The 24304-nt window shown below is 69.4% G+C and carries 20 protein-coding genes and 1 tRNA gene; 9 read left to right on the top strand and 12 right to left on the bottom strand.

Annotated features, from left to right (window positions below; all coding sequences use genetic code 11):
• Positions 1 to 25: 25 nt before the first annotated feature.
• Complete coding sequence (locus ACFVM3_RS12420; RefSeq protein ID WP_378438107.1) at positions 26 to 1354, bottom strand: BNR-4 repeat-containing protein; 1329 nt, start codon at positions 1352 to 1354, stop codon at positions 26 to 28.
• A gap of 157 nt (positions 1355 to 1511) precedes the next feature.
• Here ACFVM3_RS12420 and ACFVM3_RS12415 point away from each other — a divergent pair, with 157 nt between their 5' ends.
• Complete coding sequence (locus tag ACFVM3_RS12415) at positions 1512 to 3989, top strand: lamin tail domain-containing protein (protein ID WP_378438106.1); 2478 nt, start codon at positions 1512 to 1514, stop codon at positions 3987 to 3989.
• A gap of 195 nt (positions 3990 to 4184) precedes the next feature.
• On the opposite strand, the gene ACFVM3_RS12410 is transcribed toward ACFVM3_RS12415, so the two are convergent.
• The 6 genes from ACFVM3_RS12410 to ACFVM3_RS12385 all read right to left on the bottom strand — a co-directional run bounded on the left by ACFVM3_RS12410 (position 4185) and on the right by ACFVM3_RS12385 (position 8857).
• A complete protein-coding gene (locus tag ACFVM3_RS12410) occupies positions 4185 to 4556 on the bottom strand; it encodes a hypothetical protein (protein WP_378438104.1) in 372 nt (123 codons plus the stop codon).
• Positions 4549 to 7290 carry an FtsK/SpoIIIE domain-containing protein gene (locus ACFVM3_RS12405; RefSeq protein ID WP_378438102.1) on the bottom strand — a complete coding sequence of 914 codons (2742 nt, stop codon included), beginning with the start codon at positions 7288 to 7290 and terminating at the stop codon, positions 4549 to 4551. The genes ACFVM3_RS12410 and ACFVM3_RS12405 overlap by 8 nt, the downstream gene beginning before the upstream one ends.
• A gap of 15 nt (positions 7291 to 7305) precedes the next feature.
• Positions 7306 to 7551 (bottom strand): hypothetical protein, encoded by a 246-nt coding sequence (locus tag ACFVM3_RS12400; RefSeq protein ID WP_016337967.1) that lies wholly within the window; start codon positions 7549 to 7551, stop codon positions 7306 to 7308.
• Position 7552: 1 nt separating this feature from the next.
• Positions 7553 to 7813, bottom strand: coding sequence for a hypothetical protein (locus ACFVM3_RS12395; RefSeq protein WP_005167132.1), 261 nt, complete (start codon positions 7811 to 7813; stop codon positions 7553 to 7555).
• 140 nt (positions 7814 to 7953) lie between these two features.
• Positions 7954 to 8038 (bottom strand) — tRNA-Ser (locus ACFVM3_RS12390).
• Positions 8039 to 8110: 72 nt separating this feature from the next.
• Entirely contained in the window at positions 8111 to 8857 is a 747-nt protein-coding gene (locus tag ACFVM3_RS12385) for a PP2C family protein-serine/threonine phosphatase (RefSeq protein ID WP_378438100.1), read from the bottom strand.
• 77 nt (positions 8858 to 8934) lie between these two features.
• Here ACFVM3_RS12385 and ACFVM3_RS12380 point away from each other — a divergent pair, with 77 nt between their 5' ends.
• The 5 genes from ACFVM3_RS12380 to ACFVM3_RS12360 all read left to right on the top strand — a co-directional run bounded on the left by ACFVM3_RS12380 (position 8935) and on the right by ACFVM3_RS12360 (position 18099).
• A complete protein-coding gene (locus ACFVM3_RS12380; protein WP_378438098.1) occupies positions 8935 to 10587 on the top strand; it encodes an N-6 DNA methylase in 1653 nt (550 codons plus the stop codon).
• Positions 10588 to 11472, top strand: coding sequence for a serine/threonine-protein kinase (locus ACFVM3_RS12375; protein WP_378438096.1), 885 nt, complete (start codon positions 10588 to 10590; stop codon positions 11470 to 11472).
• A 96-nt stretch (positions 11473 to 11568) separates the two neighbouring features.
• Positions 11569 to 12204 (top strand): L,D-transpeptidase, encoded by a 636-nt coding sequence (locus tag ACFVM3_RS12370; RefSeq protein WP_378438095.1) that lies wholly within the window; start codon positions 11569 to 11571, stop codon positions 12202 to 12204.
• Between the two features lie 159 nt (positions 12205 to 12363).
• Positions 12364 to 15186 carry a PQQ-dependent sugar dehydrogenase gene (locus ACFVM3_RS12365; RefSeq protein WP_378438093.1) on the top strand — a complete coding sequence of 941 codons (2823 nt, stop codon included), beginning with the start codon at positions 12364 to 12366 and terminating at the stop codon, positions 15184 to 15186.
• An 87-nt stretch (positions 15187 to 15273) separates the two neighbouring features.
• Positions 15274 to 18099 (top strand): PQQ-dependent sugar dehydrogenase, encoded by a 2826-nt coding sequence (locus ACFVM3_RS12360; protein ID WP_378438091.1) that lies wholly within the window; start codon positions 15274 to 15276, stop codon positions 18097 to 18099.
• A gap of 65 nt (positions 18100 to 18164) precedes the next feature.
• Here the strand turns inward: ACFVM3_RS12360 and ACFVM3_RS12355 are convergent, their stop codons facing one another.
• Complete coding sequence (locus tag ACFVM3_RS12355) at positions 18165 to 19688, bottom strand: 3-hydroxyacyl-CoA dehydrogenase (protein WP_378438090.1); 1524 nt, start codon at positions 19686 to 19688, stop codon at positions 18165 to 18167.
• 169 nt (positions 19689 to 19857) lie between these two features.
• Between ACFVM3_RS12355 and ACFVM3_RS12350 the strand changes: the two genes are divergently transcribed.
• On the top strand, positions 19858 to 20052 hold the full coding sequence (locus ACFVM3_RS12350; protein WP_378438088.1) for a hypothetical protein: 195 nt from the start codon (positions 19858 to 19860) through the stop codon (positions 20050 to 20052).
• A gap of 9 nt (positions 20053 to 20061) precedes the next feature.
• Entirely contained in the window at positions 20062 to 20685 is a 624-nt protein-coding gene (locus ACFVM3_RS12345) for a TetR/AcrR family transcriptional regulator (protein ID WP_378438086.1), read from the top strand.
• On the opposite strand, the gene ACFVM3_RS12340 is transcribed toward ACFVM3_RS12345, so the two are convergent.
• On the bottom strand, positions 20669 to 21358 hold the full coding sequence (locus ACFVM3_RS12340; protein WP_378438084.1) for a TetR/AcrR family transcriptional regulator: 690 nt from the start codon (positions 21356 to 21358) through the stop codon (positions 20669 to 20671). The two genes, ACFVM3_RS12345 and ACFVM3_RS12340, sit on opposite strands and share 17 nt — an antisense overlap.
• Before the next feature lie 117 nt (positions 21359 to 21475).
• Between ACFVM3_RS12340 and ACFVM3_RS12335 the strand changes: the two genes are divergently transcribed.
• Complete coding sequence (locus ACFVM3_RS12335) at positions 21476 to 21934, top strand: nitroreductase family deazaflavin-dependent oxidoreductase (protein WP_378438082.1); 459 nt, start codon at positions 21476 to 21478, stop codon at positions 21932 to 21934.
• 229 nt (positions 21935 to 22163) lie between these two features.
• Here ACFVM3_RS12335 and ACFVM3_RS12330 read toward each other — a convergent pair whose 3' ends face one another.
• The 3 genes from ACFVM3_RS12330 to ACFVM3_RS12320 form a co-directional block, all read right to left on the bottom strand.
• Entirely contained in the window at positions 22164 to 22370 is a 207-nt protein-coding gene (locus tag ACFVM3_RS12330; RefSeq protein WP_378438080.1) for a hypothetical protein, read from the bottom strand.
• A 67-nt stretch (positions 22371 to 22437) separates the two neighbouring features.
• Entirely contained in the window at positions 22438 to 23094 is a 657-nt protein-coding gene (locus ACFVM3_RS12325) for a response regulator (protein ID WP_378438079.1), read from the bottom strand.
• Positions 23091 to 24260, bottom strand: coding sequence for a sensor histidine kinase (locus ACFVM3_RS12320; protein WP_378438077.1), 1170 nt, complete (start codon positions 24258 to 24260; stop codon positions 23091 to 23093). The genes ACFVM3_RS12325 and ACFVM3_RS12320 overlap by 4 nt, the downstream gene beginning before the upstream one ends.
• Positions 24261 to 24304: the final 44 nt, after the last annotated feature.

The raw sequence follows: 24304 nt of genomic DNA, 5'->3' as shown, positions 1-24304 counted from the left end.
TTTAAGGCAGCGGAACACCAATGGGCTATTTCCGCGGTACTCCCGCGACATAAATGTCACCGTCGGCCACGGAGACGTCACGGGCACTGGACGCGCCGGTCGCCAGAATGCGGGCCGGGTCCCGGAAACCGGTGATCACTTCGACACGCTGGACCGGTTTCGGTGTGATGATCACCGTTTCCGGCCGCCACGTACGCCCGTTCTCGAGCAGGAAAGTTTCCATGTCCGGCTTTCCGTCGCGGGTCGCGTAAACGCGCCAAGTGCCGCGATCGAGCTGTTCGATCTCGCGCAATCGGAGCCCGTTCGCGACCTCGCGCACCTCCCAGCTCCGGCCGTTCCACGCGCCCGCGAAATCGCGCGGCGAGCCCGCGGCGTCGAACTGGAACCAGGTGACGAACGGTTTGCCGTCGCGCTGGGTGCCGACCTGCAGGATGTAGTCCGGCGACTTGAGCCCGCCGGGGAGTTCGAGCGGCGTTTCGACGACCTTGAGATACCGCTCCTGTTCGGCGTCGTCGACCTGCGTGCCGAGGTCGTGGCCCGCGGCGGAGAAGAAGCGCAGGGTGCGGACGTCGAACGACAGGTAGTAGACGTTCCGGTGGTAGACGTCGTGCTTGTGCTGCGCGGGCCCGCCGCCCGCGAGCGTGTAGACGAACTGGATCCGCCCGGTCGACGGCAGGTACCGCAGCTGCCCGACGTAGATCTCGTCCATGTGGTCGGCCCGGCCCAGCGAGCCGAACGCCCACTGTTTCCCGGTCAACCGCACGGAGTTCGTCCATGTCTTCCCGTGGTCGCGGGAAACGAGGTACTTCATCGGGCGGAAATCGGAGTCCGCCGCCGGGTCCAGTTCCTTCGTGGTCTCGCGGTAGAACAGGAACAGCGTGCCGTCGACGGTCTTCACCGGCATCGGGTAGCTCGCCGCGGTCCCTTCGGGGACCTCGACGTCGGTCCAGGTGCCGTCGAGGGAATGCGCGAGCGGCGCGCGGCTGAGCACGGTCCGCTTGTTGTGCATACCGCGGAAGATCAGCAGATGCCCGTCGCCCGCCAGCAGCATCGTCGGGTAGTTGTGCGGATCGGACTCGCCGTCGGCGATCTTCTTCGGCGCCGTCCAGACGCCGGTCCGGTGGTCGTAGGCCTGGACGTAGGTGTCCGCGGCCTTGCCGGACCACGAGATGAAGGTCTTGCGCGCGACCGGGTCGAAGATCCCGCCCGCGTTCGGCCGCCGGTCGGTGCGCGACGCGACCGTGCTCGCCGGGGTCATCACCTCGAACGCGGCCTTCTCCGGTGGTTCGGCGGCCGCCGGGGGAACCGGGATCACGAGACCGGCCGCGATGAGCGCGCAAAGCAGTCCGCGCATGAAGACGCCTCCTGGTGCGTAACAGGCGGCGGAGGTCGATCTTCTCACGCGAGGGTCCGAACGGGCTAGCGGTGACGAATCGTTGCCTTGTCGTCTTCCTCATTTCACTTGTTCGGGGGAGTATGCCTCGACCGATCTTGTGAAAAGGGGACTCAGCGTGACCACATCCCGACGTGCCGCCCGGAGACGGGCCCTGACCGTGGCCGTCGCCTCCGGCCTGGTCGTGAGCGGCGTCTCCGCTCCGGCCGCGCTCGCCGCGCCCAGCGCCGACGCCGTGATCGCCGAGGTCTACGGCGGTGGCGGCAATTCGGGCGCCACGCTGACCAACGACTTCGTCGAACTCGCCAACCGCGGCACGGCCGCCGTGAGCCTCGACGGCTTCAGCGTCCAGTACGCGCCCGCGTCGGGGAACAGCTGGCAGGTCACGCCGCTGGCGGGCAGTGTCGCGCCGGGCGCGCGGTACCTCATCGCGCAGGCCAAGGGCTCGGGCGGCACCGTCGCGTTGCCGACGCCGGACGCCACCGGCTCGCTGGCCCTGTCCGCGACCGCCGGCACCATCGCGCTCGTCCAGGGCACCGCGGCGCTGACCTGCAAGACGGCCGCCGACTGCGCGGCAGACACCCGGATCAAGGACCTCGTCGGTTTCGGCTCGACAGCCACCATCCGTGAGGGCGCCGCGGCGCCGGCGCCGTCCAACACCGCCTCCGTCGCCAGGGGGACGACGCTCGCGGACACCGACGACAACGCCGCCGACTTCACCTCCGGCGCGCCCACCCCGACCAACGGCAAGGGTGAGACGCCGGGCGAGACCGGCCCGCCGCCGGTCGACGCCAAGATCCACGACATCCAGGGCACCACCCGGATTTCGCCGTTCAAGGACCGGAAGGTCGCCGGGGTCACCGGCGTCGTGACCGCGATCCGGAGCTTCGGTTCGGCGCGTGGGTTCTGGATCACAGACACCGCGCCCGACGCGGACCCGCGTACCAGCGAGGGCCTGTTCGTCTTCACCGGCTCGACCACCCCCGCCGTCGCCGTCGGCGACGCGGTGACTGCCACCGGTACCGTCCGCGAGTTCTACCCGGACGCTCCCGCGACCTCGCCGTACCAGTCACTCACCGAGCTGACGAGTGCACAGTGGACGGTCCAGTCGAGCGGGAACGCCCTGCCCGCACCGACCGTCGTCTCGCCCGACACGGTGCCGGACACCGTCGCCCCCGCGCCGGGCGGCAGCATCGAGCCGTTGCCGCTGGAGCCCGCGAAGTACTCGCTGGACTTCTGGGAGACGCACGAGAGTGAGATCGTCAGCGTCTCCGACGCGCGCGTCGTCGGCCCGACGTCGAGGTTCAACGAGCTTTACGTGACCACCAAACCGAAGCAGAACCCGAGCGTCCGCGGCGGCGCGGTGTACCTGGACTACGACCGGCTCAACACCGGCGTCCTCAAGGTCGCTTCGCTGATCCCGTTCGCCCAGCAGCCGTTCCCGAAGGTCAACACCGGTGACGTCCTCACCGGCGAGACCTCCGGCCCGGTCGAGTACAGCAACTTCGGCGGCTACACGTTGTTCGCGACGAAGCTGGGCGCCGCCAAGGACAACGGGTTGCGGCGCGAGAGCACCCGCGCGCAGCGCAGCGGTGAGCTTTCGGTGGCGACCTACAACGTCGAGAACCTGTCCGCTTTGGACAGTGCGGAGAAGTTCGGCGAGCTGGCAAAGGCCGTCGTCGGCAACCTGGCGAAGCCGGACATCCTGAACCTGGAGGAGATCCAGGACGACAACGGGCCGGCGAACGACGGCACCGTCGCCGCCGACCAGACGTTGCGGAAGTTCGTCGACGCGATCGCCGCCGCCGGCGGTCCGCGCTACGAGTGGCGTCAGATCGACCCGGAGAACGGCAAGGACGGCGGCCAGCCGGGCGGCAACATCCGCGTCGGCTTCCTGTTCAACCCGGCTCGGGTGTCCTTTGTGGACCGCAAGGGCGGCGACGCGACCACTCCGGTCGGCGTGGTCAAGGAGCGCGGCAAGACCCACCTCACCGTCTCGCCCGGCCGGGTCGACCCCGGGAACGAGGCGTGGGAATCCAGCCGCAAACCGCTGGCAGGCGAGTTCGTCTTCAAGGGCCGCACCGTGTTCGTCATCGCGAACCACTTCAACTCCAAGGGCGGCGACCAGCCGACCCACGGCCGCAACCAGCCGCCGGTCCGGAGTTCCGAGGTGCAGCGGGTCAAGCAGGCGACCGTGCTCCGCGGCTTCGTCGACAAGCTGCTCGCGTCGGACAAGAACGCGAACATCGTGGTCGCCGGTGACATCAACGACTACCCGTTCTCGCCCGCCGTGGAGACGCTGACCGCCGGTGGCGCGCTGAAGGACCTCATCGCGTCGCTGCCCGAGAACGAGCGGTACAGCTACGTTTTCGAGGGCCAGTCGCAGGTGCTGGACCACATCCTGGCGTCGAGGGCGCCGCGCGGGCTCGACTACGACGTCGTCCACCTGAACGCGGAGTTCGCGACGCAGGCGAGTGACCACGACCCGCAGGTGCTGCGGTTCCGGCCGAGCGCGGGCAACCCGGTCCAGGACGCGTTCAACGACCTGACGGACTACCTGGAGAAGGTGCTCGGCTCGCACCTCCCGAAGCCGTAACTTCCCCGTGTGAAGGCCCCGTCCCCCGGCTCAGTCGAGGGACGGGGCCTTCACACGAGTTACGCCGTGTCGGCCGCCCAGCCACGCGTGTCGTCCCTCCAATCACGCGTGTCGTCCGTCTGATCACGAGTCCCCTCCATCGTGTACGCGTGATCGGAGGCGTAACACACGTGCTTGGAGGCGTGACTCGCGTGATCAGGAGCGTTTGGCGCGCCATCCCAGGGAAAGCACCGCCTGCACGAGTTCCTGGTAGCTCGGCTTGACCTCTTCCAGGTACTTCTCCAGGTAGCCCGGCCGCGCGGTCGGCACCGGCCTCGGGTCCTCATCGTCGGGCAGCCACGAGAGCCCCTCGACGTTGTGCTGCGCCATCTTCCACCAGCGCGTGCACCGGTCGACGGCGCGTTGCTCGCGTTCGGCGGCGTCCGCGACGGCCTGGTGCGCCTCGGCGAGCCGGGCTTCCAGTTCGTCCGCGCGGCCGATCTCCCAGTTGCGGAGGTTTTCCGCCGAAGCGCGCGCGAGGCCGACGATCTCCTTGTACCGCATGGCCGCGGTGATGCCGTCATCCATCGAGAAGCCCTTCCGGACGCTGGAACGGGATGATCACCTCGGGGGCGCCGTGGGTGGTGCGGTCGAAGAACAGCGCCCGGCCCGGCCGCGGTGACCAGTGCACGACCTGGCCGGCGGCGAACGGCGACAGTTCGTTGCCCTGGACGTCCAACGCCGCCCAGGTCCCGATGTCGTCCGTGCCCGCGAAACCGAGCGTGTCCTTCAGCCGGGCGATGCTGCGCCACCAGCCGATCGTGTGGACACCGTGTGTCGGGCCCTGTTTCAGCAGCACCCGCAGCTGGTCCAGCCCGCTTTTGAGCTGTCCGGGTGCCTTCGCCTCCAGCGCGGGAATCGACGCGTCGACGCCGTACAGCAGCAGCACCCGCGCTTTGTCCAAAGAGGACAGATTCTCCGCGATATCGATTACCCGTGCGGGCAGATCGTCGACAAGGGTGGCCTCGTGTCCCTCCGCGCGCAGCCGCTCGGCCAGCTCCGCCACCGCGGGGACGGACGCTTCGATGGGGCACGAGAGCACGAACTCCACCGACTCGCAGTGATACTGGCGGGCCAGCGACCGGGCGGCGGAGTCCATGATGGACAGTGCTTCCGCGGTGGCCGCGCCAAGGACGGCGACGTTGCGTCCTGGCGCCTTCGGCAGCTCGACCCCGCAGGCGGCCTCGTCGACGTCGATCGACTGGCCGAGCAGCGCCCGCGGCCGGTCCGTCGGCTTCAGGTCGGCGAACGCCGGGAACTGTTCCAGCACCGGGGAATGCGCGCCGTCGAACAGCCGCGGCCGTTTGAACGACTCCGAGTACTGCTCCCAGAGCCGGTGCTGCAGCTTGTTGAAGACGTCCTTGGTGCTCGCGTCCGGCACATGGGCGAGCTGGTTCCCGTGCGCCACACCGGAATCATGGTTGATCACCGCGTGCCACTTCGGCGCCGAAACCGCCGCGTTGTTGGTCTCGGCCAGCACGCGCCGCGCCTTCGGCATCGCGATCCGCAGCGTGCACTGCTCGAACACCGCCGGTTTGCCCCAGAAGGCTTCGATCCCGGCGACGTCCTGGCTGGCCAACACCAGATGGATGCCCTGCGACCGGCCTCGCCGCGCGATGTCCTCCAGCAGCTGGGTCGCGGTCGCCGTCACGCCGTCGCGGCCGGCGAACAGGTACTGGAATTCGTCGATCACCGCGACGATCCGCGGCCAGTGCCCGCCGGGGTCCTGTTCGCGCAGGTCCGAGAGGTTGGTGACCTCGTGCAGTTTCGCCGCGGCGGACCGGCGGCGCAGCTCGTCGGCGAGGAAGCGCAGCAGCGCCAGGCCGAACTCGCGGTCGGTGTTGACGTTGACCCCGATGAGCTTGGCGTGCGGCAGCCAGCTGGCGTCCCGCCGCCCCGGCGCGAGCCCGGCGAACGACACGCCTTCCTTGAAGTCCAGCAGGTACAGCGCGAGTTCGTCCGGCGAGTAGCGGGCCGCGAGGCTGCCGAGCAACGAGTAGAGGAAGTTCGTCTTGCCCGAACCGCTCGGCCCGCCGATGAGCACGTGCGGGCTGGCGTCCCCGATCACGACCTCCACCGGCTCGCCCTCGAAGAACCCGACCGGTGCCCGCAGCTCGCGCGCCGAGCTTTCCTTGCCGAGCTCGGTCGGCAGGAGGTCGGCGAACGCGCGTGGCCCGCCCTGTTTGGCGATCAGCGCCTCGGCGATCCGCCCGGCGGCGCGGATGACCTGCCCGGACGGCATCGGCGGGTCGAGGTCGACGATCAGGTCGGGGCCGGTCATGCTGCTCATCGCGCGCCGCTCGTCGTGCAGGCTCAGCGATTCGACCGACGTCGACAGCATGGTCGGCACGTCGACGAGGATCAGGCAGATCCCGGCCGCGAGCGCCCCGGTGGCGACCCGTTTCAGTTCGCGGGCGCGCTCCGGTTCGAGGGTCTCGCCGTTGCCGTAGAGCACCGCGACGCGGAACGGTTCGACGCGCTGGCCGCTCGCCCGCCGGATCTCCCGCAAGGACGTGTGCCCCGCCTGCATCCCGGTCGCGTGGATGCGGCGGATGTGGCCCGCCAGCTCGTCGAGGAGGTCTTCGAGCCGCCCCGGGTCGTACAGCGTGAGCGCGCTCGTGCGGCTCAATGGGTACAGGTCGGGCAGGATCGCGGTCAGCTGCCCGACGTCCCACAGGTGGACGCGCACCGCGCCGGGTTCGAACGTGCTCAGGATCCGCATCAGCAGGTTCTGCACGATGCCGTCCACCGCGGCCCTGGTCTTGGGCGCCGACGTGATGGACAGATGCGACTCGTCGAGCAGGGGCACCGCGACGTCGAACGTGCGCGGGACGTCCTTGCCCGAAACGGTCGCCGAGCCGACGCGCCACAGTCCCGGCGCGGTGATGCCGGGATTCCCGCCGACGCGGCCGAGCCAGTTGCCCGGCGGCTGGCTCGCGGGCCCCGGCGCGTTGTGCGCGACGAGTTCGCGCAACGCGTTCGGGCCCGCTTCCCAGTCGGCGTAGAACTGGCCGCGCACGCTGCCGAGTAGGCCGAACACCTCGTTCGCGGCGGGATGCCGGGACCATTCGGCGTACTGGTCCGAGGTGGAGTTGTTCATCCCCACCCGGACTATGTGCTGCTCCAGTTCGAGTTTGGCCAGATCCGCCTCGGCGTTCTGGCGGGCGCCGGCGGCGGCGCCGAGGACGAGCCCGATCTGGTGCCGGACCCGCTCCAGCGCCGTAACGACGCGATTGCGCTGTTCACTCGCTTTGCTGCCCATACCGGCTCGCCGATCTCAGAGGCGGGATTGGTAACCGCTGACCAGGTCGTCAGCGGCGGAAAGGCGCGTCAGGAGGTTTTCCATTCCCTCGTCGGCCTGCGCCAGCTGCGGCGGCACCCATGGCACGGCTTGGGCCTGGGGTTCCACGATGGCGCGCCGGGACTCTTCGAGCAGGCTCCTGGCCCGCTCCGCGTGAGCGCGTCCGTCGGCGAGGCCGGTTTGGACGGCCGTCAGCAGCTGGTGCAGCTCCTCGAGGTACATGTCAGAGACGGGTCGAGTACGACTCGGCCGACGAGATGCCCGCCTGGATGGTGCTCTGCATCCCGGTGATGCCCTGCAGGGCCTCGGCGAGAAGCCCGTGCGCCTGGCTCACCTCGTGCTGGGTGCTGCCCTGGGTGGCCTGGGAAAGCGAAAGCTGGGCTTCTTCGAGAGACTGCGCTGCCTGCTGAAGTGCGGCGATGCTCGCGGATGCCTTCTCGTTCGCGAGCGCGATACCAGCGCGGATCTCTTCGACTCCGGCCATTTTGGCGGACTCCTTGGGACGTCGGGGGCTGGAACGACCACTATTAAACTTAGCGTGATCAACTGACTCTGTTAAGTGAAGGTCCTGCTAAGTAATCAACAAGGCCCCGGACGTCGGAACGTCCGGGGCCTTGCTGACGGCGGAGGATACAGGATTCGAACCTGCGAGGGCGTGAACCCAACACGCTTTCCAAGCGTGCGCCTTAGGCCGCTCGGCCAATCCTCCGTGGGGAACTTTACCGGATGCCCTTTCGCCCCCGCGAAGGCGGGTCTGACCTGCGTTTGCGGCTTCGCGGGCTCAGGCGGGAGCGGGGGCGAGGACGTCGGCCACGACGCAGGTGATGTTGTCCGGCCCGCCGCCTTCGTTGGCCAGGTCGATCAGCCTCGGAACGGTCTCCGCGGGATCTTGGAAGGCTCCGAGGACGTCCTTGATAACGGTTTCGACAACCGTTGCCGTTAACCCGTCCGAGCACAGGAGGAGACGGTCTCCGGGCGCCGCGTCGAAGGTCCAGATGTCCGCTTCGCCGCTGCCGGTGCTCAGGAGCGCCTTCATCAACAGCGAGCCGCGAGGGTGCCCCTCGACCTCCGACGGGTCGATGCGCCCGTCGTCCGCGAGGGCCTGCGCGAGCGTGTGGTCACGGGTGAAGCGCTGAAGCGTGCCGCCGCGGAGGAGGTAGCCCTTCGAGTCGCCGATGTGGGCGGCGGTGAAGTGGGAACCGTCGAACAGCACGGTCGTCAGGGTGGTGCCCATGCCTCGCGTCTCGGGCTCCTGCTCGGCCGTCGCGGCGAGCCGGTCGTCGATGGCGCGGAGGCCGCCGGTGAGGATCTCCACCAGGTCGACGTCCGCGAGGTCGAAGCCATGGAGGTCCTTGTCGAGCCGGGACAGGACGCCCACCGCCTCGGCGCTGGCCACCTCGCCGTGCGGCTGGCCGCCGATACCGTCGGCGACGGCCAGCATCCTGGCGCTGGCGTAGACCGAGTCCTGGTTGACCTGGCGGCGCCGCCCGACGTCCGAGCCGGCGGCGTACCGAAGGGTGTACCTCATGGGGCCCAGTAAAGCAGTTGTGTACTGAGTTCACAAACAAAGGGCTGGAATAGTCGGCTGTCGGTTACGATGCGGCGATGGAGGAGCAAGCCACCGTCACCGCGGCGGACATCGCGCGGATCGCCGGCGTCGGCCGCGCCGCCGTCAGCAACTGGCGTCGACGTTACGGCGATTTTCCGCCGCCTGTCGGCGGGACGGCGTCGAGCCCCTTCTTTTCCCTGGTCGCCGTCGAGAAATGGCTGCGGGAACGGGGCAAGCCGGTCGAAATCTCGCTTGGGGACCGGATCTGGCAGCGGCTGCGGAACCTCGGCGACGACCTGGCGCTCGGCGACCGGGTCGGCAGGGTGGGGTCGTACCTCTCGCGGCCGCGCGAGTGGACCTTCTCGCCGCGTTACGACGACGCCGAGTTGCTCGAACTGCTGGACCGGTTCGCCGCCGAGCGAGGCGCGCGCGAGGCCTACGAGTTCCTGTGCGAACGCTACGTCGAGGCGCACTCCCGTCAACTGTCCGTCACGGCGGGGCCGGTGGCGGAGTTGATGTCCCGGCTCGTCGGCCCCGCGCCCGGCGTGGTGCTCGACCCCGCGTGCGGACTCGGGACCCTGCTGCTCGCCTCCGGCGGGACCCGGCTGCTCGGCCAGGCCGACGATCCGGCGACCTCGTGCATCGCGGCGCACCGGCTACTGCTCGCGGGCGCGGACATGGAGATGTACGGGGCGGACGCCCTTTCGATGGACTCCTACGAAGGGGTGCTCGCGGACACCGTCGTCTGCGATCCACCGTTCAACGAACGGGAATGGGGTTACGACGAACTCGTCGGCGACCCGCGCTGGGTGTACGGCCAGCCGCCGCGCGGCGAACCGGAACTGGCTTGGGTGCAGCACTGCCTCGCGCATGTGAAACCCGGCGGGCTGGTCGCGATCCGCATGCCGCCCGCCGCCGCCGGACGCCGGACCGGGCGGCGCATCCGCGGGAACCTGTTGCGGGCCGGGGCTTTGCGTGCCGTGGTCACGGTCGGTGGTGCGGATCTCTGGCTGCTGCGGCGGCCGGAGCCAGGGGAGCGGCCGCCGTCCAGGGTGCTCCTGCTGGCCGATCCGTCCACTGTGGAGGAACAGTGGCGGGATCATCTCCGCGGCGCCGAGGTGCCGGACGCGGTCCGGATCATCGACCTGCTCGACGAGGAGATCGACCTTTCCCCCGCGCGGTACCAGGATCGGGACGAACACGCGGGCGAAGCCTTCCTCGAAGTCCGAAGGTATTTCGAGGGAATCCGGCCGGAACTGCCGTCGCTGGCGGTGTCCGACGAGAAGCCCTCGTTCGTCACGATCGGCGAGCTGCTGAAGTCCGGCGTGCTCACCGTGCCGGAATCGGTGGAAGACGGGGATGTCGTCGCGTCGCCGTCCGTGCCCGCGTATGTCCACAGTGGAGAGTCGAGCGTGCCCGAGCCGACGATGTCGAAGTACCGCACCGATCCCGAACGGCTTGATGCCGCGTTCCTCGCCGGATGCCTGCGCGCGGCTGGACAGATCGCCCCGACCTCTTCGACCAGGATCGACCTCAAGCGCACCCGGATCCCGCGCCTGCCGATCGAAGCGCAGCGCGCCCACGGGGAGGCGTTCACCCGGCTCGCCGCCTTCGAGGCCGCCCTGCGAGAGGCGGCGGAATCGGGCCTGGAGCTGGTGAGGCTAGGCTTGGCCGGGCTCACGGAAGGTCAACTGAGGCCGGGGAACTAGGTGCTGATCGCGGACCGTTACGAACTCGACGAGCTGCCACTCGGCCGGGGTGGGATGGGCGCGGTCTACGCCGGCCACGACCGGCATCTCGGCCGCCGCGTGGCGGTGAAGTTCCTCGGGCTTCCCGGCGGTCCCGACGCCGAGCTCGAACAGCGGTTCATCCGCGAGGCGCGGATCCTCGCGACCCTGGAGCACGCCGGCGCGCCGACGCTCTACGACTTCGGCACCTACGACGAGCGGTTGTACCAGGTCATGCAGTTCATCGAAGGCGTGACCGTCGCGGATCTCGCCGCCGAACACGGTCCGCTGCCGGTGCCGTGGGCGGCCGCGATCGCCGCGCAGGCCTGCGCCGTGCTGTCCGCCGCGCACGCGCTGTCCATCTGCCACCGCGATCTCAAACCCACCAACCTGATGCTGTGCCCCGACGGCAGCGTGAAGGTGCTCGACTTCGGGCTCGCGATGCTGCGCGAGACCGACGTCGCCCAGTTCACCCGCGCCGGGCAGATCCTGGGCACCCCCGCGTACATGGCGCCCGAGCAGATCCAGCGGGGTATCGCCGGGCCGCGCAGCGACCTGTACGCGCTGGGCTGCGTCCTGCACGAAATGCTGACCGGCAGGCAACTGTTCACCGGGCCGACGGCGTACGCGGTGTTCGAGAAACAGGTCAAGGAGAGTCCGGCCGAAGTGGACGGTGTCCCGCGTGGACTGAACGACCTGCTCGCGGATCTGCTGGAAAAGGACCCGGAACGGCGTCCCGCCGACGCGAACGAACTGTTCGGCAGGCTGGCCGGGTTCGCGCGGGAGCTGCCGTCACTGCCCGGCTATCTGGACGAAGGCGCCAATCCTGGCCGGATGTACGCGCGGGTCGTCGGCCGAGTGCCCTGAGACGCGATCGTGACCTTCCGATCAACAACCCCGGACGGGTGAGCTCCGTCTTTACCCATGTCAGACGGACTACGGGCAAACGGGGGGGTACGGGTCGTGAAGAAATTCCTGGTGGGGGTGACCGCACTGGCCACCGCGCTGGTGCTGACCGCGTGTTCCGGCAACGCGGGCGGCAGCGCGCCCGGCGGCGGGGCCGTCGCCCAGGGCGACCCGGCGGGCGGGACCACGACCACGTCCGCGCCTGCCACGTCTTCGCCGACGCCGTCGCCGAGCAGCTCCAGTTCCCAGCCGAAGCCGACGTCCTCGAAGCCCAAGCCGACGCCGAAACCCACCCCGAAGCCGACGCCCAAGCCCGCCCCGAACGCCGCCGACGTTCCCTGCAAGGCCGCGCTGGCCTCGCCGGGCGTGAGCGCCTGTGTGGACCTCTCCGCGCTGAAGACATGGCTGCTGCAGGACGGCAAGGTCATCTACGGCCCGGTGAAGCAGCTGCCCGGAAAGAAGGGGTACGCGACGCCGACGGGTGTCTTCCACGTTTCGGCCAAGGTCAAGAACTACCACTCGAAGGCCTTCGACGCGCCGATGCCGAACTCCGTGTTCTTCCTGCCGGGTATCGCGTTCCACACTGGCAGCCTCTCGGTGTACTCGCACGGCTGCATCCACCTGTCCGCCGCGGCTTCGCAGAAGTACTTCACGATGCTGCAGAAGGGCGGGGTCGTCCAGGTCGTGGCCTGAGCGCCGGTAACCGGAATCACCGCTCGCGACCACCGTGCGACACCGTCTCATGTGGATCATTTCGGTTCGATTGCTTTGGGGTAAATGAAAGCCCTTCGCCGCAATGACGCGGCCTTCCGCTCCGACGTGCCATGACACGCCGGAAATGGGGAAGCGCCGATGAAGCCGAGCAGGGCACTCACTCGCATACTTGTCGCACTGTCGGTTTCAATCCTCCTTCTCCCAGGATGGGTGGGCCCGCCGGAGGCGACCGCTGCGCCTTCCCTGCCGTCCGGCTTCGTCCTGCGTGACCAGCCGAGCGGTCAAGCCGCGTTCGACCTGACCGATTTCGCTTATCTGCCGGACGGATCGGTGCTCAGCACCGGCAAGAGCGGCAAGATCGCGTGGGTGCCAACCGGCGGTCCGGCGCGGACGATCGCGAACCTTCCCGTCCACGACGACGGGGACCTCGGTCTCGTCGGACTGGCCGTCGCACCGGATTTCGCCACCTCGCGCCAGATCTACCTCACGTGGTCGTTCGACACGGCAGGCGGCGCGTTCACCATGCGGGTGGCGCGCTGGACGGTGACCGGCACGGACGTCCCCACGGGGCTCGCGAACGAACGAGTGCTCGTCGACCTTCCCGGGTTCCACGACGTCCATGGCATCAGCGGGCTCGTCGCGGCGCCCGACGGGACTTTGTGGATCTCCGTCGGCGACGCCGCCGACTTCACCCGGGTGGATCCCGGCGCGCTGCGTTCGCTCGACCTCGATCAGCTCTACGGCAAGATCCTCCATGTCACTTCGGACGGCGCCGGCGTCCCCGGCAACCCGTACTTCTCCGCCGCCGCGCCGAACGCCACTCGTTCCAAGGTCTTCTCCAGCGGTTACCGCAGCCCGTTCCGGTTCTCCCTCGACCCGCGGCTCGGCCTTCCGGTCGTCGGTGACGTCGGCTGGAACACCTGGGAAGAGGTGGACGTCGTGCGACCGGGGGCGATCAACGGTTGGCCCTGCTGGGAAGGAAACGCCCCGACGCCAGGGTATTCCGGTCTCGCTGGGTGCGCGGGAGTGGTCAATACGCCACCGATCGCCGCGTACCACCACGGTTCCGGCGCTGACGAAGGCAACAGCGTCACCGCGGGGATCGTCTACAGTGGATCGTCCTATCCGGACGAATACCGGGGCGCGTTCTTCTTCGGGGACTACGTCACGCAGAAGATCTGGACGATGACCTACGACAGCCAGGGCAGACTCGTCCGCGCGCCCGAGCGGCCGCCGAAGTTCACCGGTGTCGGCGGTCCGGTCAAGTTCGCGGCCGCGGCCAACGGTGACATCGTCTTCGCCGACATCCACACCGGGAACCTGCGTCGGCTCAGCTATCCGGGGACGAACGCGGAACCGGTCGCGGTGGCGGCGTCGAGCACCGAGCCGTCGACGAGGACGGTGACCTTCGACGGCGCCGGTTCCTACGATTTCGACGGCGATCCGCTGACGTACCACTGGGATTTCGGCGACGGCACGAGCCAGACCGGTGTCCGCGTGACCCATGTCTACGGCCACGAGGCCGAACGGACGACAGCGCGCCTCACCGTCACCGATCGGCTCGGCGCGTCCGCGAGCGCGGACGTCGTCGTGGTTCCCGGCAACCATTCGCCGGAACTCGCGATGACGGATCCCGGTGCGCGGACGTTCGCCGTCGGGGAGCCGGTCACCGCCGAGGTGACGGCCACCGACGCCGAGGACGGCGCGCTGCCGGTCGAGTGGACGACGCTGATCCGCCATTGCCCGGAGGAGGCGACCTGCCACGCGCATCCCGGTTCGCCGGGCGGCGGACCGGTTTTCACGGTGCCCTTCACCGAGCACCAGGACTCCCGCGTCGAGCTCACCGCGACGGTGACCGACAGCGCCGGGGTGACGGCCGGCAGGACGTACGTCGCGATGCCGCGTGAGCACCGGTTGACCTTGACCTCCACCGTCCCCGCGGCGCTGAGCATCCCGGCGGAGGGTGGCACCAACACCGCGATGGTGACCGAGGGCGCGACGTTCGAGGTCGTGGCGGAGGAGATCGCCGCGGACGGCGTTTCGACGTTCGCGAACTGGTCCGACGGGCGGACCACGCGCTCGGTGACCGTCACCGCCCCGGCGGGCGACCTGACCCTGACCGCGAACTACCTCACCCCGATCGACCGGCGCTACCAGGCGGAACCCGCCCTGCGGCAACGGCTCGGCGCGCCCGTCGGACCGGAGGTCGCCGACGGGCCCGTGCGCTTCCGGCCGTACACGAACGGCAGGCTCTACTGGAGTGCCGAGACCGGCGTGAAGCAGATCGAAGGCCAGATCCTGGCGAGGTACCTCGCGCTGGGCGGGCACCGGACGTTCGGGCCGCCCGCGACCGACGAGACCGCCACGCCGGACGGCGTCGGCCGGTACAACCACTTCCCGCACCGGCCGGGCCCGATGCGGTCGTCGATCTACTGGACCCCGTCGACCGGCGCGCACGCGGTGTACGGGCGGATCCGGGTCAAGTGGGAGGCGCTGGGCTGGGAGCGCGGGCCGCTGGGGTACCCGGCCACCGACGAGATGGGCACTCCGGACGGTGTCGCCCGCTTCAACCACTTCAGCAAGAAGGCGTCGATCTACTACACCCTGCAGACGGACGCGCGCGCGATCTGGGGCCGCATCCGTGTCCGGTGGGAGGCGCTGGGCTGGGAGCGCGGGCCGCTGGGATACCCCGCCACCGACGAGACGAGCACCCCCGACGGCGTCGGCCGCTTCAACCACTTCACCAAGGGCGGCTCGATCTACTGGACGATGGCCACCGACTCGCACGGGATCTACGGGGCGATCCGGCAGCGCTGGGCCGCGCTCGGCTGGGAGCGGTCGTACCTGAGTTACCCGACGACGGATGAGTTCGGCATCCCCATCGGACGGCAGAACAGCTTCCAGGGCGGCTACGTCACCTGGAACCGGACCACGGGCCAGGTGATCGACCGGCGGTGGTGATCACGGTTCGGTCAAGCCACTCGAAAGTGTGAAATGCCCACGTGGGTCCCGTCGATGAGACGTTCGACTGGGGAAAGGGGTCCTTGCATGCCTTCGAGATTCCGTACGCTCTGTCACGCCGTCGTGACGGTGCTGATAGCGACCTTGCTGGTGCCGTTGACGTCGACTTCGGCGTCCGCGGCACCCCTGCTGCCGCCCGGCTTCGTCCTGCGTGACCAGCAGAGCGGGCAGGCTCCATACGACCTGACCGACTTCGCCTACCTGCCAGACGGGTCGATGCTGACCACCGGGAAGTCGGGCAAGGTCGCCTGGGTGTCCACCACCGGGCAGATCCGGGAGATCGCGAACCTGACCGATGTCCGGACCACCGGCGACCTGGGCCTGACCGGTCTCGCGATCGCGCCCGACTTCGCCACTTCGCGCAAGATCTACACGGCGCGCGCGGTGGGACAGGCCGGTGGCGGCTTCCTTCTGCGGGCGTCGAGCTGGACGGTGTCCGGCACCACGGAGCCGACCGGTTTGACCGGCGAGAAGATCTTGATCGAAGGCGCCGGCAACACCGACGTCCACGGCATCACCGGTGTCGTGGCCGCCCCGGACGGCACGGTCTGGGTCTCGATCGGGGACAGCGCCCGCTTCCAGGGCGCGGCGGACCCGTTCGCGCTCAACGCGTACGACGTCGACAAGATCTTCGGCAAGATCTTCCACATCACCACCGACGGCGCCGGCGTGCCGGACAACCCGTACTACACCGCGACGAACCCGAATTCGGTGCGCTCCAAGGTGTTCGCGAGTGGTTTCCGCAGCCCGTTCCGGTTCAGCATCGACGCGAGCACCGGCCTCCCGGTGGTCGGCGACGTCGGCTGGGGCACGTGGGAAGAGGTCAACTTCGTCCAGAAGGGCGCGAACCACGGTTGGCCGTGTTTCGAGGGGAACCAGCCGTCCGACGGTTTCTCGGCGATGCCGCAGTGCGCCTCGGCCGTGAACACCCCGCCGATGCTGGTGGTCCCGCACGGCCAGGGTCCCGACAACGGCAACAGCGTCACCGGCGGCATTGTCTACAATGGAGAGTCGTACCCCGAGGAATACCGGGGCGCGTACTTCTTCGGCGACTACGCCACGCAGAAGCTGTGGACGGCCAAATACGACACGCAGGGCCGCGTCGTCCGCCCGCAGGAGACGCCGCCGAAGTTCACCGGTATCGGCGGTCCGGTCAAGTTCCTGGCCGCGGCCAACGGCGACATCGTCTACGCGGACATCTACACCGGCCTGTTGCGGCGGCTCAGCTACACCACCGGGAACAAGGCGCCCGTCGCGGTCGCCACTTCCGAGACGAACCCCGAAACCCGCACGGTCTCCTTCGACGGCAGCGGTTCGTACGATTTCGACGGTGACCAGCTGACCTACGCGTGGGACTTCGGCGACGGCACCACCGGCACCGGGGCGAAGGTCAGTCACACCTACGCGGCCGGGACCGAGAAGTTCACCGCCAAACTGACGGTGAAGGACGGCCTGCAGGCGTCCGGGAGCACGGACATCGCCGTGGCACCCGGGAACCACTCGCCGAAGCTGACCATGACCGATCCCGGCGGCAGCCTGTTCGCGGTCGGCGAGGAGGTCAAGGTCGGCGCGACCGTCACCGACACCGAGGACGGCGCGCTCCCGGTCACCTGGACCACCCTGGTCCGGCACTGCCCGGAGAACGCGGTCTGCCACGCGCATCCCGCCGAGAGCGGCACCGGCCCCGAGTTCACCATGCCGTTCACCGACCACACGGACTCCAACCTGGAGTTCACCGCGTCGGCGACCGACAGTGCCGGGGTCACGGTCTCGAAGACCTACGTCGCGAAGCCTCGCGAACACCGGCTGACCCTCGTCGGCAACGTCGCCGCGGCGCTCGGCATCACGCCGGAAGGCGGGGCCGCTTCGGCGATGGTGGTCGAAGGCGCGACCGTGGAGATCCAGGCGGCCGAGGTCGCTTCGGACGGCGCGTCGACCTTCACCGGCTGGTCCACCGGGGCCACCGGGCGGCTGACCACCATCACCATGGGCGCCGCAGACCAGACGATCACGGCGAACTACATCACCCCGATCGACAAGCGCTACCGCGACGAACCCGCGCTGGCGCAGCGAATCGGTACGCCGACCGCGCCGGAGGCCGTCGACGGCACGGTCCGCTTCCGCACCTACGAGCGCGGACGGCTGTACTGGTCGAAGGACACGGGCGTGAAGCAGATCGAGGGCGAGATCCTCAAGAAGTACCTCGCTCTGGGCGGGCATGTGAAGTTCGGGCCGCCCGCGACCGACGAACAGTCCACTCCGGACGGTGTCGGCCGGTACAACCACTTCCCGGTGTGGCCAGGCATCATCCAGGCGTCGATCTACTACACCGGTGGAACCGGGGCGAACGCGATCTACGGCAGGATCCGGCAGAAGTGGGCCGCGCTCGATTGGGAGCGCGGGCCGATGGGCTACCCGGCCACCGACGAGATGAGCACTCCGGACGGTGTCGGCCGGTACAACCACTTCAGCAAGGCCGCGTCCATCTACTGGACGGCGCAGACGGACGTGAAGGCGATCCAAGGACGGATCCGCGCCCGGTGGGCCGCGCTCGATTGGGAGCGCGGGCCGATGGGCTACCCGGCCACCGACGAGACGAGCACTCCGGACGGAGTCGGCCGCTACAACCACTTCACCAAGGGTGGTTCCATCTACTGGACGTCGGCGACCGACGCGCACGGTGTGTGGGGTGAGATCCGCAAACGCTGGGCGTCGCTCGGCTGGGAGCGTTCGTACCTGCGCTACCCGACCACCGACGAGATGGCGGTCACCGGCGGACGGCAGAACAACTTCCAGGGCGGCTACGTGTTCTGGAACTCCACCACCGGTGCGGTGACCGACCGCCCCTGGTGATCCACGCGTGAAGGCCCCTTCCCTCGGCTCGACCGAGGGAAGGGGCCTTCACGCGCTTCGGGGTATCAACGCAGCAGGTCGGCGGGGGTGGTCCCGGTCGAGGTCAGCGGCAGACCGAGCGCGACGCGTTCGGTGAGCCAGGCGCTCGGCCGATAGCGCTGGTCGCCGGTGTTCGCGAGGAGTCCGCGCAGGACCCGCAGCACGAGATCCGGGCCCGCCTCGTCGCCCCAGGTCAGCGGCCCGCGCGGATAGCCGAGGCCGAGCCGGACGGCGGTGTCGATGTCCTCCGGCGTCGCGAGCCGCTGCCCGGCGATGAAGCAGGCGGTGTTGACGATCGACGCCAGCAGCCGCTGCGCGATCGGCGCGGGACCGTCGCGGACCACGGTCACCGGCAGGCCGGTCGCGGCGAGCGCGCCCCAGGCGGTGCGGCCGGCGGCCGGGTCGAGGGCGGGGTGGACCGAGAGCGTCAGGCGTTTCCCGTAGCCACCGAGCGGATCGACGCCGACGACGCGTTCCGCCGGAAGGCCCGCCGCGCGCGCGGTGTCCACAGTGGACGAACCGATCGGGCTGACGATCAGGACCGTGTCCGGGTAGGCGGAGTGCACGACCTGGATGCCCGCCGCCGAGAGCAGCGTGCCGAGCCGTTCGTCGTCGACCCACACCGGCGTGGCCGGGGCTTCCGGCGCGGCGGGCTCCGGATCGACCTGCTGCTGTCCGTCTGCATAGGAGTAGAAGCCTTCGCCGTTCTTGCGGCCGAACAACCCGGCGGCGACGCGCGGCCGCGTCAGCCACGACGGCCGCAGCCGCGGTTCGCCGTGGAAACCGCTCCAGATGCTTTCGAGCACGGCGTGCGAGACGTCGAGACCGGTGAGGTCGAGCAGTTCGAACGGACCGAGTTTCAGGCCGAGCACGTCACGGGCGACGCGGTCCACCTCGGCCGGGCTCGCGATTCCCTCGGCGAGGATCTGCAGCGCCTCGGTGCCCAGCCCGCGGCCGGCGTGGTTGACCAGGAAGCCCGGCGCGTCGCGGGCGAGGACGGGTTCGTGCCCCCAGCCGCGGACGAGTTCGGTCACGGCCGACGGCAGCCAGGCGGCGGTCCGCGCGCCGGGTACGACCTCGACCAGCCGCATCAGCGGGACCGGGTTGAAGAAGTGGAGGCCGAGCAACCGGCCGGGATCGGTCAGCGCGGCCCCGATCTCGGTCACCGAAAGCGAGCTGGTGTTGGTGGCGAACACGGTGTCCGGCCCGCACACCCGTTCCAGCTCGGCGAACAGCGTGCGTTTGATCTCCAGGTCCTCGCGCACCGCCTCGATGACGAGGTCGACGCCGTCGGCGGGGGCCAGCGGGCCCTCGGCCGCGATCAGCCTGCCCTTCGCCGACTCGGCGGCTTCCTCGCTGATCCTGCCCTTCGAAGCGAGCTTGCCGAGCATCGCGCCGACGTGCTCGATGGCCTCGCCGACCGCGTCGGGCCGGGCGTCGGCGAGCTCGACCTCGAGCCCCGCCGTCACGGCGAGCTGGACGATGCCCCGGCCCATCACCCCGGTTCCGATGACCCGGATCCTGCCGACCTGCTCCGCCCACTTCTCCACCGCGAGCCGCCTTTCCCTCGAAGTCGTTCCCGGCGTGACGCTAGCCGCCACGCCGATATCTCGCCCGGAAGGGTGATCCGTGCCCAGCTCGGCGTAAGGCCACCGGCCGGGTGCGGTCCCCTCCGTGAAAACCGAGTGTTCCGCGCCCCACCCCGAAGGGAAAGCTCCCATGGCCACCGTCCCCGCCGCCACAGCCGTCCGGACCACGCCGTTGCTCCTCGTCGCCGTTCTCTTCGGCGCCGTCGCCGCGTTCCTGGCGAGCCAGGCGTTGTGGTCGCTCACCGCACTGGCCGTCGTGGTCGCCGCCGCCGTCCTCGCCGGCGGGGTGTGGCTGACCGGCCGGAAGGCGAACACCGAACTCTAAGATCGCCATGTGACGGCGAAACGCTTGACGCGGGAAGAAAGCCGCGAGCAGACCAGGCAGCGCCTGCTCGGGGCGGCCGCCGAGCTGTTCTCCGAACGCGGGGTCAACGGCACGTCCGTCGAGCAGATCGCCGAACGGGCCGGATTCTCCCGAGGCGCCTTCTACGGCAACTTCGACGGCAAGCACGAGCTGGTCGTCGAGCTGCTGCGCCGCCGGACCCAGCGCGAGGCCGACGAGGTCGCGGCGCTGCGGGACGGCGTCGGCTCCTTCGCCGAGATGATGGACCGGCTGCGCGCGTGGAACGTCGAGCGCGCCGAGCATCTCGCAGGCTGGCTGACCCTGCGCACCGAGCTGGCGCTTTACGCCTTGCGGAATCCCGACGCGCGCCCGCTGGTCGGCGAAGGCGAGAAGTCGACAAGGGCACTGCTGGAGACCTCGGTCCGGACCGAACTCGCCGCACGGGGCGTCGAACCGCCCGCCGACCCGGCCTTTCTCGCGCTGATCCTGCACGCGCTCGAGGACGGTCTCCTGTTGCAGCGTTTCCTCAGTCCCGAGGGGACCGGGGACGAGGACGTGGTGGACGCGGTCCAGTTGCTGATGCGGTCGTGGACCGCGCTCAGCCGGTCATCCTGATCCCGGTGAACTCGGCCATCTGACGGATCCCGTGCGCGAAGAAGTCGTCCGCCGGATCCACCGAGCCGACGTACTGGCCGAACAGCTCGAAGTTGATCATCCCGAACAGCTGGGTCCAGGCCATGATCAGCCGGGAGGCCGTCTCGGGGCCCAGGTTGATCTTGAGGATCCCGGCGAGGGTGTCGAGCTGGCGCAGTAGTGCGACGGGCATCTCGCCGGCCTCGGTCTCGACGCGGAGGTTCGCGTCGCGCAGGACGGCGACCAGCGCGAACGCCACCCGGCCGGCGGGGGCGACGGTGTCCTGCGGGGCCTGGTAGCCGGGGATCGGCGAGCCGTAGATCAGCGCGTACTCGTGCGGGTGCGCCTTCGCCCAGGCGCGCACCGCGTGCCAGATCGACTCCCATCGCTCCAGTGAGGTCTTCTTCGGGTCGTCGGCCGCTTCCGCGGCTTCGCCGACGGCGTTGTAGGCGTCGACGATCAGGGCGGTCAGCAGCTCTTCGCGGCTGGAGAAGTACCGGTAGAGCGCCGACGAGACCATGCCCAGCTCCCTGGCCACCGCACGGAGCGAGAGGCCGAGCGCGCCGACTTCGGCGAGCTGGCGGCGGGCTTCGTCCTTGATCTCGCGGGTGAGCTCGGCGCGGGCGCGTTCCCGTGCGGTCTGAGTGGCAGCCATGCTCTCACTCTAGAGCATCGCACCTAAACGAGAGCGCTGCTCTTGACATGGCGCACTGCTCTGGTGTTCACTGCTCTTAACAGAGAGCACTGCTCTCGCAGACTTTGAGGAGACGAGATGACCACCGCCGCTTCCGCCGCCACGACCCGCTACCTCGAGCCCGCCAAGGCGACCAGCGCGTTCAACGAATTCGTGCTCAAGCTGACGAGGCTCGGCGTCAGCGTCCTGGGCAGCCGGGTGCTTTCGGTCCGCGGCCGCAAGAGCGGCGAACTGCGCTCGGTGCCGGTCAACCTGCTGAAGCTGGACGGGGAGCGCTACCTGGTCGCGCCGCGCGGTGTCACGCAGTGGGTGCGGAACCTGCGCGTCGCCGGGGAAGGTCAGCTCAGCGTCGGGCGCCGTACCGAGACGTTCACCTACACCGAACTCGCCGACGACGAGAAGCCCGAAATCCTGCGCGCGTACCTCAAGCGCTGGAAGTTCGAGGTCGGTGTGTTCTTCGACGGTGTCGACGCGAAGGCGTCCGACGAGAAGTTGCTGGAGATCGCGCCCGGCTACCCGATCTTCAAACTCGCCTGATGCCGCGAGTTACGCCTCCAAGCACGCGAGTTACGCCCTCAAGCACGCGAGTCACGTGTCCGATCACGCCAGACTGCCCGTCCCCGCGTGTCCAGACGGACGACTCACGTGATCAGACGGCGAACTCACGTGATTGGAGGGCGAACTCGCGTGATCAGAGGCGTAACTCGCGTGACTGGAGGCGTAACTCGCCCGGTGCCGACCGAACGACCGAAAGGGAGAGCGCGGGCTAGTCGTCGGTGGGTGCCCGGCGCGGACGGCGGGCGGTGGCGGCCACCAGCACCACCCCGACCAGGAACGCGACGAGCCCGATCAGGAACCACAGTTTCTGCCCGGTCATGAAGCTGCCGGTCAGCACGCCGGCGCCCTGGAGCACCCAGACGCCGCCGACCAGCAGGAAGACCAGCCCGACCGTGAGCGTGACCCAGCGTTTCATCCACAGCTCCCCGCCTCGACGTGCCCTGCGGCGATTCTGGCACCGGGAGCCCCGTCCGGCGAACCGATCACCGGCCGCCGACAAGTCCGTTCCGATAGGCGTAGACGACGGCGTGCACCCTGTCCCGCAGCCCGAGCTTCGCCAGGATCCGGGAGACGTGGGTCTTCACCGTCTCCTCGCCCACGTGCAGATGCGCGGCGATCTCCGCGTTGCTGGAGGCGTCGGCGACGAGCAGCAGGACTTCGCGTTCGCGGGAGGTGAGCCGTTCCAGTTCCGCCGGTTCGGCGGCCACGGGTTCGATGCTCGTGGCGAAGGTCGACACCAGCCGCCGGGTCACCGTCGGGTCGATCAGCGCGTCGCCGCGCGCGGCCACCCGCATGGCGGAGACGAGCTCTTCGGGGGCGAGGCTCTTCAACAGGAACCCGCTCGCGCCGGCACGAAGCGCCCGGTAGACGTACTCGTCGGAGTCGTACGTCGTCAGCACGAGGACGCGCGTGTCGTTCCCCGGCGCGGACATGATCGCCTCGGTCGCGGCCAGACCGTCCAATTTGGGCATCCGGACGTCGAGCACGGCGACGTCCGGGCGCAGTTCGGCCGCCTGTGCGACGGCCTCGCGTCCGTCCGCCGCCTCCCCGACGCATTCGAAGTCCGCCTGGGTGTCGAGCACCGCGCGCATCCCGGACCGGAACATCGCGTGGTCGTCGGCGAGCAGAACCCGGATCACTGTGCCTCCAAAGGAAAACCGACGCGGACCCGCCAGCTCCTGCCGTCGTCGAGCGGTCCGCATTCCGCCTGTCCGCCGAACAACGCGACCCGCTGCCGGATCCCGGCGAGCCCGCGTTTCGTCGACTCGGCCGCCGCGTTCGCGCGGCCGATCCCGTTCGTGATCGTGAGGACCACCTCCGTCTGCCGGTAGGCGAGATCGATCTCGACGATCCCGCCGGAGCCGTGCCGGAGCGCGTTCGTCAGCGCCTCCTGCGCGATGCGGTACAACGCGATGTCCACCGAACCCGGCAGTTCCCGCGGCCCACCGTGGCTCGTCAGCCGCGCGGGTAACCCGGCGGTGCGGAGGTTGTCGAGCAGCTCGTCGAGGTTGTCCAGCCCCGGCTGCCGCTGCGCGTCGCCGTTCTCCTTGCCGAGCAACAGATCCAGCAGACGCCGCAGATCGGCCATCGCGGCCCGGCTCGACGATTCGACCGCGGACAGCGAACGCCGGACGGCCGGTTCGCCCTCCGGCAGCCCGAGCCGCGCGGCGCCCGCGTGCACGCCGATCGCGCTGACATGGTGGGAGATCACGTCGTGCAGGTCGCGGGCGATCGTCGTGCGTTCCTCGGCGACGGCACGGCGGACCGCTTCGGCTTCGTGCTGTCGCCGTTGTTCTTCGGCTCGCTGGAGATCGGCGATGTACGCGCGCCGGGCGGTCGTGTAGCGGCCGACCATCCACGGCAGCAGGCCGCTCACGCCGACATCGATGAGCAGGAGCCGCCAGTCCCGGTCGGCCCGGTCGACCGGGATGAGGTTGCAGGCGAAAAGACCGGCGAGCATCACCGCCAGCGCGGCCAGCGCCGGTTTGGCCGAAAGCCAGGCGCCCGCGCGGTAACCCGCGATCAGCACGCCCGCGTTGGTGGCCTGCAGGTAATGGTCGTACGGGTACAGCAGGAGCGGCGCGGCGGTGAGCAGCACGCCGTGCGCGGCCGAAACCCAGCCGGAATACCGCGAAGGCCCGGCGAGCGCGACGTTCGCGAGGATGCCGCCCAGCAGCACCACCCACACCTGCCAGCCGAGCGAGAGCGGCGGTCCCGCGATGAGGAACAGCCCCGCGTCGGCGACCAGGCAGACGGCCGCGACCGCCCAGGCCTGCCTCGCCAGCGAACCACTGATGTCCCGCACGCGCTCAACTCTGCCCTATTTCGCTGGACAGGGGTTCCTAAGAT

The sequence above is a fragment of the Amycolatopsis sp. NPDC057786 genome (assembly GCF_042797905.1).
Lineage (GTDB): Bacteria > Actinomycetota > Actinomycetes > Mycobacteriales > Pseudonocardiaceae > Amycolatopsis.
The sequence above is the reverse complement of the archived record's forward strand: the minus strand, read 5'-3'. Positions and strand labels throughout refer to the sequence as shown.